Annotated in this window: 13 protein-coding genes and 1 riboswitch; of the genes, 5 read left to right on the top strand and 8 right to left on the bottom strand. The window is 55.7% G+C overall.

Annotated features, from left to right (window positions below; translation table 11 throughout):
- The first annotated feature begins 184 nt into the window (after positions 1–184).
- Positions 185–279, top strand: a riboswitch (glycine riboswitch).
- 200 nt (positions 280–479) lie between these two features.
- Together SIB88_RS19930 and SIB88_RS19925 are read left to right on the top strand one after the other, a co-directional pair.
- Positions 480–1,922: an L-serine ammonia-lyase gene (locus tag SIB88_RS19930; RefSeq protein ID WP_101247230.1), complete on the top strand. Its 1,443-nt coding sequence runs from the start codon at positions 480–482 to the stop codon at positions 1,920–1,922.
- 164 nt (positions 1,923–2,086) lie between these two features.
- Positions 2,087–2,626: a dihydrofolate reductase family protein gene (locus tag SIB88_RS19925; RefSeq protein WP_068519822.1), complete on the top strand. Its 540-nt coding sequence runs from the start codon at positions 2,087–2,089 to the stop codon at positions 2,624–2,626.
- 68 nt (positions 2,627–2,694) lie between these two features.
- Here the strand turns inward: SIB88_RS19925 and fabG are convergent, their stop codons facing one another.
- Positions 2,695–3,474 carry a 3-oxoacyl-ACP reductase FabG gene (gene fabG / locus SIB88_RS19920; protein ID WP_412558909.1) on the bottom strand — a complete coding sequence of 260 codons (780 nt, stop codon included), beginning with the start codon at positions 3,472–3,474 and terminating at the stop codon, positions 2,695–2,697.
- Between the two features lie 489 nt (positions 3,475–3,963).
- Between fabG and SIB88_RS19915 the strand changes: the two genes are divergently transcribed.
- Complete coding sequence (locus SIB88_RS19915; protein ID WP_412558908.1) at positions 3,964–4,962, top strand: phosphotransferase enzyme family protein; 999 nt, start codon at positions 3,964–3,966, stop codon at positions 4,960–4,962.
- Complete coding sequence (locus SIB88_RS19910; protein ID WP_412558907.1) at positions 4,962–6,296, top strand: aspartate aminotransferase family protein; 1,335 nt, start codon at positions 4,962–4,964, stop codon at positions 6,294–6,296. The genes SIB88_RS19915 and SIB88_RS19910 overlap by 1 nt, the downstream gene beginning before the upstream one ends.
- Positions 6,297–6,337: 41 nt before the next feature.
- Here SIB88_RS19910 and SIB88_RS19905 read toward each other — a convergent pair whose 3' ends face one another.
- The 7 genes from SIB88_RS19905 to SIB88_RS19875 all read right to left on the bottom strand — a co-directional run bounded on the left by SIB88_RS19905 (position 6,338) and on the right by SIB88_RS19875 (position 14,040).
- A complete protein-coding gene (locus SIB88_RS19905; RefSeq protein WP_250280469.1) occupies positions 6,338–7,102 on the bottom strand; it encodes a DeoR/GlpR family DNA-binding transcription regulator in 765 nt (254 codons plus the stop codon).
- 57 nt (positions 7,103–7,159) lie between these two features.
- Positions 7,160–8,995 carry a methyl-accepting chemotaxis protein gene (locus SIB88_RS19900; RefSeq protein ID WP_412558906.1) on the bottom strand — a complete coding sequence of 612 codons (1,836 nt, stop codon included), beginning with the start codon at positions 8,993–8,995 and terminating at the stop codon, positions 7,160–7,162.
- A gap of 206 nt (positions 8,996–9,201) precedes the next feature.
- Positions 9,202–10,971 carry a methyl-accepting chemotaxis protein gene (locus tag SIB88_RS19895; RefSeq protein WP_412558905.1) on the bottom strand — a complete coding sequence of 590 codons (1,770 nt, stop codon included), beginning with the start codon at positions 10,969–10,971 and terminating at the stop codon, positions 9,202–9,204.
- A gap of 199 nt (positions 10,972–11,170) precedes the next feature.
- Positions 11,171–11,629 (bottom strand): 23S rRNA (pseudouridine(1915)-N(3))-methyltransferase RlmH, encoded by a 459-nt coding sequence (gene rlmH, locus SIB88_RS19890; protein ID WP_068519813.1) that lies wholly within the window; start codon positions 11,627–11,629, stop codon positions 11,171–11,173.
- Positions 11,630–11,705: 76 nt separating this feature from the next.
- Positions 11,706–12,095 carry a ribosome silencing factor gene (rsfS, locus tag SIB88_RS19885; protein ID WP_412558904.1) on the bottom strand — a complete coding sequence of 130 codons (390 nt, stop codon included), beginning with the start codon at positions 12,093–12,095 and terminating at the stop codon, positions 11,706–11,708.
- Between the two features lie 53 nt (positions 12,096–12,148).
- Positions 12,149–12,757, bottom strand: coding sequence for a nicotinate-nucleotide adenylyltransferase (locus SIB88_RS19880; protein WP_068519811.1), 609 nt, complete (start codon positions 12,755–12,757; stop codon positions 12,149–12,151).
- Positions 12,754–14,040 carry a glutamate-5-semialdehyde dehydrogenase gene (locus SIB88_RS19875; RefSeq protein ID WP_412558903.1) on the bottom strand — a complete coding sequence of 429 codons (1,287 nt, stop codon included), beginning with the start codon at positions 14,038–14,040 and terminating at the stop codon, positions 12,754–12,756. The genes SIB88_RS19880 and SIB88_RS19875 overlap by 4 nt, the downstream gene beginning before the upstream one ends.
- Positions 14,041–14,291: 251 nt before the next feature.
- On the opposite strand from SIB88_RS19875, the gene SIB88_RS19870 reads away from it, so the two are divergent.
- Positions 14,292–16,166 carry an ABCB family ABC transporter ATP-binding protein/permease gene (locus tag SIB88_RS19870; RefSeq protein WP_101247223.1) on the top strand — a complete coding sequence of 625 codons (1,875 nt, stop codon included), beginning with the start codon at positions 14,292–14,294 and terminating at the stop codon, positions 16,164–16,166.
- The last annotated feature ends 68 nt before the right edge of the window (positions 16,167–16,234 follow it).

Here is a 16,234-nt window from a genome sequence, read left to right as displayed (position 1 = left end):
GGTGGGTCAACCGTTACTCACAACAGGCAAATGCGTAATTTCGGCAATTTAGCACGAATGTGGTCGCGAAACAGTACCCCGACCTGGAATTTTTTGCAGGTGCAAAGCTGCTTTTTGACAGGGGTATCAGACACAGATAATCTGCCCCCAACGGTGATCCTCAGAGGCGGCAGAAATGGCGTCTCGCACCACGACGGGAGAGCCCGGTTACCCGCATAACCGGCGCCGAAGGAGCAATAGCCCCATAAAACTCTCAGGCAGATGGACCGTCGCGGATAGAGGCTCTGGAGAGAGAATTCGGCACGCATACAGATCAAACATGTATGACAACCGGCTTCCACCGAAGGATGAAAACCTGTGGGTTGATGTTGTTTTCGACCCATGGGCGCACAATCTCAGGTCAAGGGACAGAGGGGGCAAGACACCGGTTCGTAAACGGCGCGATTTTCGCGCGTTCAAGAGCCGTGAAGGAGGCCCTTATGACCACCAATCCCGCCACCGGTCCCCGTTCGGGATCGCAGGACGGTTCTGTGCAAGACGTAAACCTTTCTGTTGTTGATCTTTATACCATCGGGATCGGACCATCGAGTTCGCATACCGTCGGACCAATGCGCGCCGGATACAGGTTTTGTCTTGAACTTGATGCCCGCAATCTTTTGACCAAGGCGGGCAGTGTTGTGGTCGATCTTTACGGATCGCTTGCCCTGACCGGCAAGGGACACGCCACCGATACGGCCGTAATCATGGGGCTTTCGGGCCATCGGCCGCGCAGTGTGGACCCCGATGATGTCGCGCCAACCGTGCAGGCCATCGACAGCAGCGCGCAATTGCAGCTTTATGGCAAGCATCCGGTTGATTTCAATCGTGAAACCAATCTGGTGTTTCACTTTACCGAAACCCTGCCACAGCATCCCAATGGCATGCGGATCACCGCATTTGACCGCGATGGCGTGAAAATTCATGAACAGGAATATTTCTCGGTCGGTGGCGGGTTCATCGTGTCTGGCGATGATCGCGGGGCGGAATATTCCGGCGATAACATCACGCTGCCCCATCCGTTTTCATCGGCCGATGAATTGATGGCCATTTGCAAACGCGAAGGTGCATCGATTGCCGAAATCATGATGGCCAATGAACAAAGCTGGCGCAGCCCGGACGAAACATACGAATTTGTCGATCGTGTTCATCGGGCAATGATGGATTGCATTGATCGCGGATGCAAAACCGATGGCATTTTGCCCGGCGGGTTGAATGTCAAACGCCGGGCATCAAAGCTTTATCATGAATTGACCGAAAAACCCGAAGCGGGCCTTCGCGACCCGCTGACCGTGATTGACTGGGTCAATCTTTATGCCCTTGCCGTGAACGAGGAAAATGCCGCCGGCGGACGTGTTGTGACCGCACCGACCAATGGTGCGGCTGGCGTCATTCCGGCCGTGCTTCGGTATTACGAACGGTTCGGGTCGAATGTCAGTCAGACCAAAATTCGCGAATTTCTTCTGACCGCGGCAGCAATTGGGTCGATCTATAAAAAACGCGCATCCATCTCGGCGGCCGAAGTCGGTTGTCAGGGCGAGGTCGGTGTTGCCTGTTCAATGGCCGCAGGCGCGCTTTGTGCGGTTCTGGGCGGCACGCCCGAACAGGTTGAAAATGCCGCCGAAATCGGGATGGAGCATAATCTTGGCCTGACATGCGATCCGATTGGCGGTCTGGTGCAGGTACCATGCATCGAACGCAACACCATGGGCGCGGTCAAGGCAATCAATGCCGCGCGTCTGGCAATGCGTGGCGACGGGCAGCATACCGTGTCGCTGGATCGTGTGATTGAAACCATGCGCCAGACGGGACTCGACATGCAAAGCAAGTACAAGGAAACCAGTCAGGGTGGCCTTGCCGTCAATGTCAACGTGGTTGAATGTTGATGTTACAACATTGATAAAACGCGATTTAAATCAACGTCTTGGGTGTTATAGTCATTTCACTTCCGGTTGGTGAAATGTGTTTCTTGCGACCTTTGGTTGGGGATCTGTTATGATCTGCGCGAGCAAACAAGGGGCAAAGACCCCACCAAAGGTTGGACCTAGACATGAGCAAAAAGCTGTTCCGCATATACATCGCGGTCAGTCTGGATGGCTTCATAGCGCGCACCAATGGTGCGGTGGATTGGCTGGATGAATATGATCCGGCCGAATTCGGCTTTGATGATTTTCTGGACTCCGTAGGCACGCTGATCATTGGCAGAAACACCTTTGATCAGGTGATGGAATTTGGCGATTGGCCCTATGAGGCCCGTCGCACCATCGTTCTGACATCACGCGATCTTCCGCAAGACCGCCCGGCCAATACCGAGGCCTATGGCGGCAGCATCATCGAACTTGTCGATCAGCTTCGCGACAGCCGCAATGGCGATGGCGACATCTGGGTTGTTGGCGGCGGAAGTGTGGTCACACAGTTCCTGTTTGGCGGCTTTGCCGATCAGCTGGATATCTTTACGATCCCGGAGGTTCTGGGGGACGGCATATCATTGTTCGGGCGTGACGCCGGTGGCATCAAACCACGGTTGCTGGCATCAGAACGCTATAATTCCGGCGTGGTGCGCAGCCAGTATGGATTGCATGATATCTGAACCGAAAATGAAAACGCGCTGACATTGGTCAGCGCGTTTTTGACTTCTGGCTGGGCACAGGCAGGCGATTAAATCTCGCCCAAGGCATCAAGCGATTCCGGAAGGATTTGGCCGCCGTCAACGATGATGGATTGCCCGGTGATATAGGCCGCTTCGTCCGAGGCAAAGAACAGGGCCGCATTGGCGATGTCTTCGACGCTGCCCAGACGTTTGAGCGGGATTGAACTGGCCATTGAGTCCAGATAGTCCTGACCAAGGTCGGCAAGGCCTTCGGTCATGATATTGCCGGGCATGACGGCATTGATCGTCGTGTTATAGCGCGACAGTTCCATTGCCGCGGTGCGGATAAAGCCAAGTTGTCCGGCCTTGGACGCGCCATAATGCGACCAGCCGGGATAACCGGTTACGGGGCCTGTGATCGATGAGGTAATCACAACCCGTCCCTTGCCCGCTTTTTCGAAATAGGGGATGCAGGCCTTAACGCACAGAAAGCTGCTTTTAAGGTTGGTGGCCATGACCTGGTCCCAGTCATCTGCCGTCATATCGATCATTTTGACTTGCGGGAAAATTCCGGCATTGGCGCACAGGATATCAATGCCGCCAAACGTCTTGGCGGTATATTCCGCCATCCCGGCGACCTGATCCCAGTTCGACACATCACACAAAACCATATCGGCCGTCCCGCCAGAACCCGTAATTTCGCCAACTGCGATGGCCGCATCCTTTTCTGTGCGGGCCGCAATCATGACTTTGGCCCCCTGTTTGGCAAAGACGTTGGCGATGCCCTTGCCGATCCCTTTGGAGCCCCCCGTGACGATGACAGTTTTTCCCGAAATTGAAGTCAGCATGGTGGATCCTTTCGTGAAGGTGCCAATGTCCGATACCCCGACGGGGATGGTGTGGCGCTACCCTGATTGTGCGTTGCGAAGTGTTTTCTTGATGATTGGGCGATTTTTTCCGTGATGCAACAAAAAATGTTGCAAGTTACACATTTTAAGGCGCACTATTCACCGAACACAGTTTCGGACGGCTTATCAGAAAGCCCGCCAGTTAAAGCCCGCCAGTTAAAGCCCGCCAGTTAAAGCCCGTCAGTTCGAGGAGAACCTGCTGCCATGGCCGGTAAGGACGACCAAAGGCCAGGGGCCGGCAAAGTCAGGGCGGCGACATGAAGGGGCATGCCGGGACATGGCGGAACGCAACGATGCGGCGGACGCGGGTGATGTCAGTGATGCCGGTGGTCGCGCCGTGGCTGGATGACGGTAGGTTAAAGATTGTTGGATCGGGTACAGGCCAACAGGTGAGCCGGGGACCGGAACAGCACAAAAGGGGAGGCTGCATTGGGCGGAATATATGATGACGAACTGATTGGCCGCCTGCGTGACGGTGCGATTTCGGTTCTGCCGGGGTGGGGCATGGGCGGGGATGCCGATGTCAGGCTTTTGACCGTGTCAGAGAATGCGACGTTTTTGGCGACAGACCCGAAAACGGGCGCACGGCTGATTTTGCGGGTTCATCGCCCCGGATATCACACACGGTCTGAAATCGAGTCTGAGCTGGCCTGGATCAATGCCCTTCGCGCTGCCGAGGTGGTCGATACACCCAAGCCGCGCATGCGCAGTGACGGATCACTGGTTGCCGAGTTTGATCAGGACGGGGTTGGTCGCCATGTTGTTGCTTTTGATTTCATGCAAGGCGATGAACCATCTGCGGATGATGCGCTGGTGGACGGTTTTTTCAAGCTGGGCGCGATCAGTGCGCGCCTGCACGGGCATGCGCGGCAATGGGCACGGTCGGTCAATTTTGTGCGCAAAAGCTGGACCTTTGACACGACCCTTGGCGCGACCCCGCATTGGGGGGACTGGCGTGCCGCACCGGGTCTTGATGGGGCCGGTCTGGCGGTGCTGACGCGCGTTTGCCAGCATCTGGATCAGAAGCTTATGACGTTTGGCATGGGCAATGACCGGTTTGGTCTGATCCATGCCGATCTGCGGCTGGCCAATCTTCTGGTCGATGGGGACCGGCTTGGCGTTATTGATTTTGATGACTGCGGGTTTGGCTGGTTTGGTTATGACTTTGCCGCGGCCATCAGCTTTATCGAACTGGACCCGATTGTTCCGGCCCTTAAGGAAGCCTGGATAGAGGGATATCGCACGATTGCGCCGTTTTCCGATGCCGATTGTGCGATGCTCGACAGTTTTGTGATGCTTAGACGGTTGTTGCTGACGGCCTGGATTGCCAGCCATCCCGAAACGCCGACCGCCCGGGAAATGGGAACCGGTTTTACCGACGGCACCATTGCCATGGCGCAAAGCTATCTTGTAGCAGAGGGGGCGTAATGACCAAGGCGCGCCCCATTCTGGATATGAATGCCTTTGACAATCATGGCCCGGAAAAAAAAGACAGCCCCCAAAGCGATCTTTTGGGGCGCCGGTTGCGCAATGTCGGGGCGGCCTCCGTACTGTTTTATCGCGACCCGATCGAAATGGTGTCGGCATCGGGATGCTGGATGACAGCGGCCGATGGCACCAACTATCTGGACTTTTATAACAATGTGCCTTCGGTCGGGCATTGCCATCCCAAAGTGGTCAGTGCCATGGCCAATCAGGCCGCCCGGCTGAATATCAACAGTCGTTATTTGCATCAGACAGTTGAAGCCTATCTTGATCGCCTTAAGGCGACATTTCCCGACCATCTGGAAAACATCGTCCTGACCTGTAGCGGTAGCGAGGCCAATGACCTTGCCATCCGGATTGCGCAACGTGCGGCCAAGGCGCGTGGCATCATCGTGACGGAAAGTGCCTATCACGGGAATACGGCGGCTGTGACCGAGATATCGCCATCGGCAATCAAGCGTGGTGGTTTGCCCGATCATGTGATCGCCATCGCGCCACCGGGCAAGCATGCCTATGGCGACAATATTGCCGCCGGGTTTGCAGATGCGGTGCATTCGGCTGCGATCACCCTGAAGGAGCGCGGGCACGGGGTGGCGGCCCTGATTGTCGACAGCATCTTTTCAAGTGACGGGGTCTTTTCCAATCCCAAGGGGTTCTTGCGACTGGCTGTCGCGGTTATTCACCGTGCAGGCGGTGTGTTCATCGCCGATGAGGTCCAGCCCGGATTTGCCCGGACCGGGGACGCGTTTTGGGGATTTGAACGTCATGACGTCGCCCCTGATATCGTCAGTATGGGCAAACCGATGGGCAATGGTTTTCCGATGGCCGGGATCGCGGTAAGGCCCGAAATGCTGGCCGCATTTTGCGAGGATGTCGGCTATTTCAATACCTTTGCCGCAAGCCCGGTTGCCGCGGCCACGGGGCTTGCGGTGCTTGATGTCATCCGTGATGAAAATCTTCAGAACAATGCCGCGGTTTGCGGGGCCTATTTGCGCGAAGGGTTGCAGCATCTGGCCGAACTGGATGGCCGGATCAGTGATATACGCGGGGCGGGGCTGTTTTTGGGGGTGGATCTGTCAGAAGACGGTGACCCGACCCGACCAAGCGGTCAACTGGTGGCCGATGTCATCAATGCCATGCGCCGTCACCGTGTTCTGATCGGAGCGGCGGGAAAATACGGGCAAACCTTGAAAATTCGCCCGCCCCTGTGCCTGAAACGATCAGAAGTCGATTTCTTTATCGAGGCGCTTGGAAAATCCCTGCGTGCTTGTGGTTAGTCGGTTGGGGTGATCGGCCCTCAGCAATCAGCACTTGGCAGTCAGCCGGCCTTGATCAGGCAACCGGTATCGTGGATGGTCTCGCCAAGGGATCCGGGCGGTGTCTGATCACTGATCAGGATATCGACATTTCCCCAGTCGCAATAGCGCGCCGGGAAGGCCTGATTGAATTTGGTATGATCGGCAACGATCATGGACCGTGTCGCCCGTTCCATCATGACGGCATAGACTTCGGATGCTTCGATCAGGGCGTCGCTTGCACCATCTTCATCAAGGCCGCTGGCGCCAAGGATCGCCCATTCCACCCGATAATTTTCAAGAAACCGGATGGTTTGCGCACCATGCATCGCGCCTTCCTGGGCGTGATAAAGGCCCGGTGCCATAATGACCCGGATGGTCGGGTTGATGGCAAGAACCGTTGCCACGCCGAATGAATGGGTGATGACCGTCAGGTCATTCATGGTTACGGCCAACCGTTTGGCTACATGGACCGTGGTCGCACCCGATCCGATCATGATATGGCGGGTCCCGGCCAATACAGGCATGGCGTGGCGGGCAATCAGTTCACGTTCGGCGATATGAAGTTTGTGGCGTTCATTAAGTCCCGGTTCGCTTGACTGGCGACGCACCGCCCCGCCATAGGTGCGGTTGATCAATCCCTGTTGGGTCAGTTCGTCAAAGTCGCGCCGGATGGTTTCTGTCGACACGGAAAGACGGTCTGCCAGATCAATGATCCGCAGGGACGGTTCATGGTCAAGTTCACGCAGAATGCGTTGTTGTCGCAGGGATTTTTTGTTTGTTGCCATGGCGCGATGATAGTGCCGATACCGTCATCGCGCCAGCGTGTTGTATGGGGACCCGCCTTATTTCGCCGGGTCGATGTTGAATTTCCGACAATGGGCCTGATAGCTGTTGGCAAGTTCGTCGGCTCCGATCAGATTGCCGGCTTCGTCCTTGTAAGTCAGGTGATGATTTATGGCCTCACCCTGCCACAGCTTTTCAATCGCGGCCCGTTCCGGGGTGGTGCGGAACCGGGCAATGAAATCATTGATCGCGCATAACAGCGTATAGGAAGCCGGGTCGGCCGCGACGGCCGCGACATAGAAAAACGGATGGGGCAGGATCGGCTTGGGCAGGACTTCAAGCCGCCCGTGCCACGGGCTTTGCGGGTTGCTTGATGCCCAGTGAAAGACCGGATGGTCGCCGGCAAAGGCATCAATCGCACCGGTGGCAACCGCATCATGAACCCGCGAAATATCGCCATAGGCAATCATGTTCGACAGTTTGGCAATGCCGCCGGGCTTGTTTTCATTATCGGCCCAGCGCAATCCGACATCTTCAAGAACCGCAAGTGCGGCCGGGTCATTGACCGTTCCAAGAACCTTGCCTTCGAGATCGGCGATCGTATTGATCGATGTGTTTTCCGGTCGCCGGATCAGAGAAAAGTTCAGATAGGTGTAGGTATCTGAAAACGCGACACCCTTGTAAAAGTCGCTCGGTGGCAATGCACACCACACAACATCGGCGGGCGGTTGCCCGGCCTTTTTGCCGGCAAACAGCAATTCGGTCAGCAAATCCCAGGGATGTTCGACAAATTCGCAGGCAACACCGATCGATTTGGCAAAGGCGTGGGCATAGTCGATATCAATGCCGTGAAGCGGGCCACTCTTTTGGGGGCGGAATGATGCGCCGACCAGTGCCGGATCAATCGCGATCCGGATTTTGCCGCGTGACTTGATATCTGCCAGCCGGTCATAGGCCGGGTCATCATGGATATGATTGCTGCGCAAAAACTGCGAAAGCTTGGCGCTGATCGCGGTTTCATCGGTGGTGCAGGCCGACAGGTTGCCAATTTCGCCGGTGGCCCAGGAAACCTTGCTGCGGGTGCGTGCCGATGATTCCTTGCTGGCATCAAGCAGTTCAAAAACAACCTGATTATGGCCGCTGATATGGTCAAGGCGGCCCGACATCGCCGCAAAACGATCCTTAAGCCCGCCAAGGGCTTCTTCGATTTCGCTGCCAAGACTGTCAAGGTCGCTTCCGATATTTGCCATGCTTTCGCGCAAGGACCGGGTTACGTCAGACAGGTCAATCAGATCGACCGCCTCGTTGGTGCGCTGCATGGTGCTTTGGGCCAGATTGCCGACTTCCTTTGCGACGACGGCGAAACCGCGCCCGTGTTCGCCTGCGCGCGCCGCCTCGATCGTGGCATTGAGCGCCAGAAGCTTGATGCCCTTGCCGATATCTTCGATTGCACTCAGCACCTTGGTTGCACCTTCGGCCTTGGTTTCAAGGTCCTGGCTGATCTTTTCAAGATCGCTTCGAATGGCATCGGTCTTGGATGAAACGGTGGTGCGGGTGGCATCCTGAACCGTGCTGGCGGTCGCGGTACTTTCGTCAATTTCGCGTTTGGTCTGATCAAGGCCGGTACGAAGGTTATTGGACCGGACATCAATTTCGCGCATCAGGCTGTCCTGGCTTTCGCCCGCCGTATTGGCGAATGTCAAAAGATGTTCGATATAATCCAGTGCCGAAGATATCCCGCGCATCAGCGGGGCCAGATCATTTGAACTTGCCGCGGATTTTTCTTCGGTTTCTGCATCCTTTGCCAGGTCGGATGCATCATGTTGCTGGAGTGTCGAAACGTGATCATCTTGCGTGATGCTGTCATCACGCGGTGCCAGAATGGTCTCTTCCATACTTCAAGCCTCACCACTACCCGTTGAATTGGGAATAATTATTTCTTTTAGGGAAACACTACCGTCGGGCGAGTTATGTTGCAAGGCAGCATATTATGAATTTGCGAAACAGGATCTGTGACGGTGGTGATCTGTTTTAGGGTTTTTGCGGGTTGATCACGGCATCGTCCGGACTGAACGCCCGACGATGCCGTGATCATGTTGCCTTATGCGTCAATCCGGATGCCGTGTTTGCGGCAGTGGGCGTGATAAAGGGTTTCGAGTTCGTCCGCGCCGATCAGATTGCCGGCTTCATCCTTGTAGGTCAGATGATGATTGATGGCCTGTCCCTGCCACAGTTTTTCAATGGCGGCCCGTTCCGGTGTGGCGCGGAACCCGGCGATGAATTCATTGATCGCGGCAAGCAGGTTATATGATGACGGATCGGCCGCGACCGCCGCGGTATAATAGTAAGGCAAGGGCAGAATACTGCCCGGGAGAACTTCGATCCGACCGTGCCAAGGGCTTTCGGGGTTGTTGGCGGCCCAGTGGAAAATCGGCTGATCCACCGCAAAGGCATCAACGGCCCCGTCGGCCAGGGCATCATGCAGGCGGGTCTGGTCGCTATAGGCGATCAGGTTGGACAGTCTGGCGATACCGCCGGGTTTGTTTTCATTTTCCGCCCAGCGCAGGCCCTGTTCTTCAAGGACGGTAAAGGCCACCGGATCATTGATGATGCCAAGAACCTTGCCATCAAGATCGGCAAGGCGGTTGATGCTTGTATTGCCAGCCCGGCGACATAGCGCAAAATTCAAATAGGTATAAGTATCTGAATAGGCGACACCTTTGTAAAACTCACTTGGTGGCAGGGCGCTCCAGACCACATCGGCGGTGGGGCTGCCCGGTTTGGTGCCGACAAACAGAAGTTCGGTCAGCAAATCCCAAGGATGTTCAACAAATTCACATTCCACACCAAGCCATTTTGCCAATGCGCGCGCATAGTCCGCATCCAGTCCGCGCAACGGATCCCCGGGTCTAAGGCGGAATGACAACCCGACAAAGGCCGGTTCGATGGCAATGCGGATTTTTCCGCGCGCCTTGATATCAGCCAGCCGGTCAAAGGTCGGGTCATCATGCAGGTGGTTGGTTTTCAAAAAGCCTGCAAGTTTTTGCTGGGCTGTTCCGGCATCGGCCAATGTGGTGGCCAGTGTCCTGGTATCGGTCCGCGCCCAGGTCACCTTGTTGCGGGTGCGGGCCGATGCGTCCTTGCTGCCCGACAGCAATTCAAACACCACCTGGTTATGTTCGGAAATGTCCGAAAGCCGTTCGGACATATTGGCAAACCGTTCCTGAAGCGTGGCAAGGGATGCTTCGATCTCGCTGCCCAGACTGTCAAGGTCGCTGCCGATATTGGCCATGCTTTTGCGCAATGCCTGTGTGACTTCCGACAGGTCAATCAGATCGACCGCCTCGTTGGTGCGTTGCATGGTGCTTTGGGCCAGATTGCCGACTTCCTTGGCGACAACGGCAAAGCCCCGCCCGTGATCCCCGGCCCGGGCCGCTTCGATGGCAGCATTGAGCGCCAGAAGTTTGATGCCCTTGCCGATATCCTCGATCGCGCCCAGAACCTTGTTGGCGCCTTCGGCCTTGGTTTCAAGTTCGGCGCTGATGCGTTCAAGATCGGTGCGGATGGCGTCGGTCTTGCTGGCAACAGTTGATCGGGTGGTGTTTTGAACTTCGTGGGCAACGTCGGTGCTGTTGGCAATTTCACGGCGGGTTTCATCAAGCCCGGCCCGCAAATTGTTTGATCGGACATCAATCTCGCGCATCAGACTGTCCTGGCTTTCGCCGGCCGTATTGGCAAATTCCAGAAGATGCTGAATGTAATCAAGGGCAGCTGAAATGCCGCGCATCAGATCCCGGACCTGTGCGTCGGATGCACCACCATTGCGCGCGTCATCGGCGGCCTGATCTGCCGAAAAGACGGTTTGTTCCATTTTCAAAGCCTCGCCACTACCCAAGAGTATTTTTGATATTGGGAATGTTTTTTTCTTTTCATGAAAATGTTAGCGGGAATGGCGATATGTTGCAAGGCAACATGCACGAAAAACGAGAGAAGCGATTTCTTCACTCGGTCATCCGTTGCGATCTGAACGAAAAGGTCGTCAGGACAGGGGGTGCAGTGCACCCGATATTTTATTCGCGGTGATAGGGGTGGTTGGTCTGGATAGCATGTGCGCGGAACAGCTGTTCGGCGATCAGTGCGCGCACCAGCATATGCGGCCAGGTCGCCTTGCCGAGTGACCATAGCGTATTGGCGCGGGATTTAAGGGCCGCGCCATGTCCGTCTGCCCCGCCAATGGCAAAGGCGATATTGCCGGCATACTGATCCATCCAGCCTTCGAGTTTTTGGGCAAACTCGATCGAACCATATTCCTTGCCGCGTTCATCAAGGGCAATCAGGAACGCGTTGTCGGGTATGGCGCCAAGCAGCAATTCTGCTTCGCGGTCTTTGAGCTGATTGGGGGGGAGTTTTTTCTTTTCTTCGACTTCGCGTACGGCAAAGGGCCAGCGCAGCCGGGCTGCATAATGGTCAAACAGATCTTTTTCGGGGCCGGCTTTCATCCGCCCGACCGCAGCAAGGGTAATTTGCATGTCTCAGATCCAGACCGTTATGCAGATATCTGTTCAGTGACGCCCGCAACCGGCAGGCGCCACACAGCGCGGGCTGTTAATACAGCCGCGCTGCCTGCTGTTTCAGAGCCGGGTTTTCAACGCCCCACATCTCTTCGATGTTGTAGAAGGCGCGAACTTCCGGACGGAACAGATGAACGATGACATCGCCGGTATCAACCAGAACCCAGTCACCCTGTTCCTTGCCCTCTGCCTGGGCACGGCCCTGACCGGCATCCTTGATTGCTTCGACAATATGTTCTGCCATGGCTGCCACACGACGTGATGACGAGCCGGATGCAATGATCATATGATCGGCAAGGGAGGTTTTATCGGTCAGATCAATGGTGACAAGGTCTTCTGCCTTGTCGTCTTCGAGCGATCTCTGGATCAGCGCAAGCATTTCGCCCGGCTTCAGAGTTTGTTTTGCGGTACCTATGGTCGCCACCTTAACTTTCCACGGGATGGTCGGATAACCCGAAACGCACCTCTCCGTGTTGCTTACACCTGCCATCTGCCTTCGGCGCGAATTGCGGTCGAAGAGGCCGGATGGCGCTTGATCGGCAGGTATACCCAGGCCGGAACATCAAGATCGGCCAGCAAACCCGCCCTGTCCATGGGAATACGCCAGCGTTCCATACGGCGCGCGGCGGTTCCGGACAATGCCTTGTTAGAATACCCCTCACGGTCGATAACCGCAATGGGAGCACGTAAAATCAACCTGTCCCACCATTTCCATTTATGGAACTGGGCCAGGTTGTCTGCTCCCATCAGCCAAACGAACCGTGTTTGGGTAAAACGACGCTGCAAGGCTGCAAGAGTGTCGGCCGTATAGCGGGTTCCAAGCTCGGTTTCAATTGCAGAAACAACAATGCGGGGATGCTTTGCCATCATCAGTGCAGAATCAAAGCGATCGGCAAGGTCGGCCATACCGGTTCTGGACTTGAGCGGGTTCTGCGGGGATACCAGCCACCAAACCGCGTCCAATTGCAGGCGTTTCAACGCTTCGAGCGATATATGAAGGTGCCCTTCATGGGCGGGGTTGAACGACCCGCCCAGCAATCCGACGCGTTTTGGTGCGACATGCGATCTTGGCGCAGGGACGCTCATGGACGGGTCTGACCCTGACCGCGCACGATGTATTTATAGCTGGTCAGCTGTTCGACTCCGACCGGACCGCGTGCATGAAGCTTGCCGGTCGAAATGCCGATTTCTGCCCCCATGCCAAATTCGCCGCCATCGGCAAACTGGGTCGATGCATTGACAATCACGATCCCCGAATCAACCCCGTTGAGGAAGGTCGCGGTGGCGGTGGCGTTTTCGGCAATGATCGCATCGGTATGGTGCGAACCGTATGTGTTGATGTGATTGACGGCTTCATCAACACCCGAGACGACCTTGATCGAGACAATCGCATCAAGATATTCTGTGACCCAGTCATCCGCCGTCGCCGGTTTGATGCGGCCATCAATCGCCTGTGCGGTTTCATCACCGCGCAACTCACAGCCCTTGGCAACCAGCGCCTCGGCAATACGGGGCAACAGACGCCCGGCAACCGAACTGTCAATCAGGACGGTTTCGGTCGCACCACAGATACCCACACGGCGCATCTTGGCATTGACCACGATGTCCACGGCCTTTTGCGGGTCGGCACTGGCATGGACATAGGTGTGGCACAGCCCTTCAAGATGTTTGAACAGCGGAATGCGGCTTTCATCGGTAATGCGCGAAATAAGCGACTTGCCCCCGCGCGGAACGATGACATCGATATAGTCCGACAATTTCAGCATTTCGCCAACCGCGGCACGATCGGTCACCGGGATCATCTGGATTGCATGTTCGGGCAGGCCAGCCTCGATGATGCCGGCTTTCATGCAATCAAAGATCGCGCGCGACGAGTTGAAGCTTTCCGACCCGCCGCGCAGGATCGCGGCATTGCCTGATTTGATGCACATCGCACCGGCATCGGCGGTAACGTTCGGGCGGCTTTCATAAATGATGCCAATCACGCCAAGCGGTACCGAGACGCGTGCGATATCAAGCCCGTTATGTTCCGGGCTCCAGCGGGCCAGTTCACGACCGACGGGATCAGGAAGATCTGCGACCGCTTCGACACCCGATGCAATGCCTTCGATCCGGGCTTCGTCAAGGGCAAGACGGTCCAGAAGAGCAGCCGTAAGGCCCTTTGCACGGCCGGCTTCCATATCCTTGGCATTGGCTTCAAGAATGACAGCGGCATTTTCGCGCAGCTTTGCGGCGGCGGCTTTCAGGGCGGCTACTTTTGGTTCTGACGGGACCTGTGCAAGTTCGAGTGCAGCGGTGCGGGCATTGATGCCCATTTCGCGCATAAGCGTCGCGATGTCCTGACTTTCGATACTGGCAAGCGCCGTCATGATCCTGGTTCCGTTCCTAGAAAGCGGTTTGATCGTACCTGCGTCAAACCCGCCGTTTTGAGATTTTATCAACAAATTGGCAAAATAGACATCAAACCCGCAGTTCGCAATGATCTTAAGTGGATAAACGTCCATGCGTGCTTGCCAAAGCGGGCATTCCGGTCCATCTGTTTGGGACAGAATGAAAAGACATACCGTGCGCATCCCGCCATGCTGTCCGGTACCTGTTTGGGGATAAGAATTTGAAAAATATGGGTTCCGATCAGCCAACCGCGCGCGCGGAGTTTGGCGTTATCAAAACATTTCTGCCCTATTTGTGGCCACGCGGCGAAGTTGAACTTAAGGCGCGGGTTGTTCTGGCCTTGCTGTTTCTTGTCGGGGCCAAGGTCGCAAACGTTTACATTCCGGTATTATACAAATACGCGGTCGATGCGCTGGGCGGCGGGGAAAAGGCCGGTGATGCCGCGCAATCAGCAGCGCAGTCGGGCGGGACGGATGGTACATCACTGATCGTTGTGCCAGTTGCGCTGATTGTCGGTTATGGCCTTGTGCGTATTCTGGTGGCGGCATTCGGCGAAATGCGCGATGCGATCTTTGCCAAGGTGGCCCAGCGGGCCATTCGCACATCGGCCCTTGGTGTTTTTGAACATCTTCATGGATTGTCGCTGCGCTTTCATCTGGACCGTCAGATGGGCGGGCTGTCACGTGCGATTGAACGCGGGGTCAAGGGTATTGAATTCCTGTTGTCCTTCATGCTGTTCAATATCCTGCCGACCCTGCTTGAAATCGTCATGGTTTCGGTGATCCTGTGGGCGCTTTATGATGTCTGGTTTGCGCTGATCACCTTTGTCACCATCGTGATCTATATCGTCTTTACGCTGGTGGTGACCGAATGGCGGATGAAGTTCCGCCGTGAAATGAACAAGCGCGATGACGAAGCCAATACCAAGGCGATCGACAGTCTGATCAATTACGAGACGGTTAAATATTTCAATAACGAAGCCCACGAATCAAAGCGGTATGACGCCGCATTGCGGGGCTATGAGATTGCAGCAGTCCAGTCACAGGTTTCGCTTTCCAAGCTCAATGTCGGGCAGGGTGCGATCATTGCGGTCGGTCTTGTTCTGAATATGTTGCTGGCAGCCCAGGGGGTCAAAGACGGCACCATGACGGTGGGCGACTTTGTGCTGGTGAATACCTATTTGCTGCAACTTTATATGCCGCTGAACTTCCTTGGCTTTGTCTATCGCCAGATCAAACAGTCGCTGACCGATATGGAACGCATGTTCTCGTTGCTTGATGTCGACAAGGAAGTCGAAGACAAGCCGGGCGCAAATGCACTTGCCTGCAAGGATGCAGCGATCCGGTTCGAGGATGTTCATTTTTCCTACAACCCGGATCGAAAGATCCTTAAGGGTGTCAGCTTTGAGGTGCCAGCGGGTAAAACCGTCGCCGTGGTCGGGCCAAGCGGGGCAGGGAAATCGACGCTGACGCGTCTGATGTTCCGTTTCTATGACGTATCGGGCGGGCGGATCACGGTTGACGGTCAGGATATCCGCGATGTGACGCAAAATTCACTGCGTCAGGAAATCGGCATCGTACCCCAGGACACCGTGCTGTTTAACGATACCATCGCCTATAACATTTCCTATGGCCGCCCCGGTGCCGCGCAGGAAGAAATCGAAAATGCTGCCAAACTTGCCAGCATCGACGGTTTTGTCGCCGGTCTTCCCGACGGGTTCAAAACCATGGTGGGTGAACGCGGTCTGAAACTTTCGGGTGGGGAAAAGCAACGTGTGTCGATTGCGCGCATGTTGCTGAAACGTCCAAAAATCATGATCTTTGACGAGGCAACATCGGCCCTTGATACCAGAACGGAAAAGGACATTCAGCAGGCCCTGCGTGATGTATCGCGGGGTCACACGACCCTTGTGATTGCGCACAGGCTTTCCACCGTGATCGATGCCGATGAAATCATTGTCCTGCGCGATGGGCAGGTGGCCGAACGTGGCCGCCATCAGGATTTGCTGGCACAGGACGGGCTGTATTCGGAAATGTGGGCCCAGCAACAGGAAATCCGCGAGGCCGAGGAAATCCTTGCGCATGCGGGGGAAATCCCCGGCTAGGGCGGATATATCAGATTTTTCTCTGGAACAGTGTGGCGTTATCCCCAACTATCAGGATGACGCCACAT

Source organism: Thalassospira sp. MIT121401 (assembly GCF_047125595.1).
Lineage (GTDB): Bacteria > Pseudomonadota > Alphaproteobacteria > Rhodospirillales > Thalassospiraceae > Thalassospira > Thalassospira povalilytica.
The sequence above is the reverse complement of the archived record's forward strand: the minus strand, read 5'-3'. Positions and strand labels throughout refer to the sequence as shown.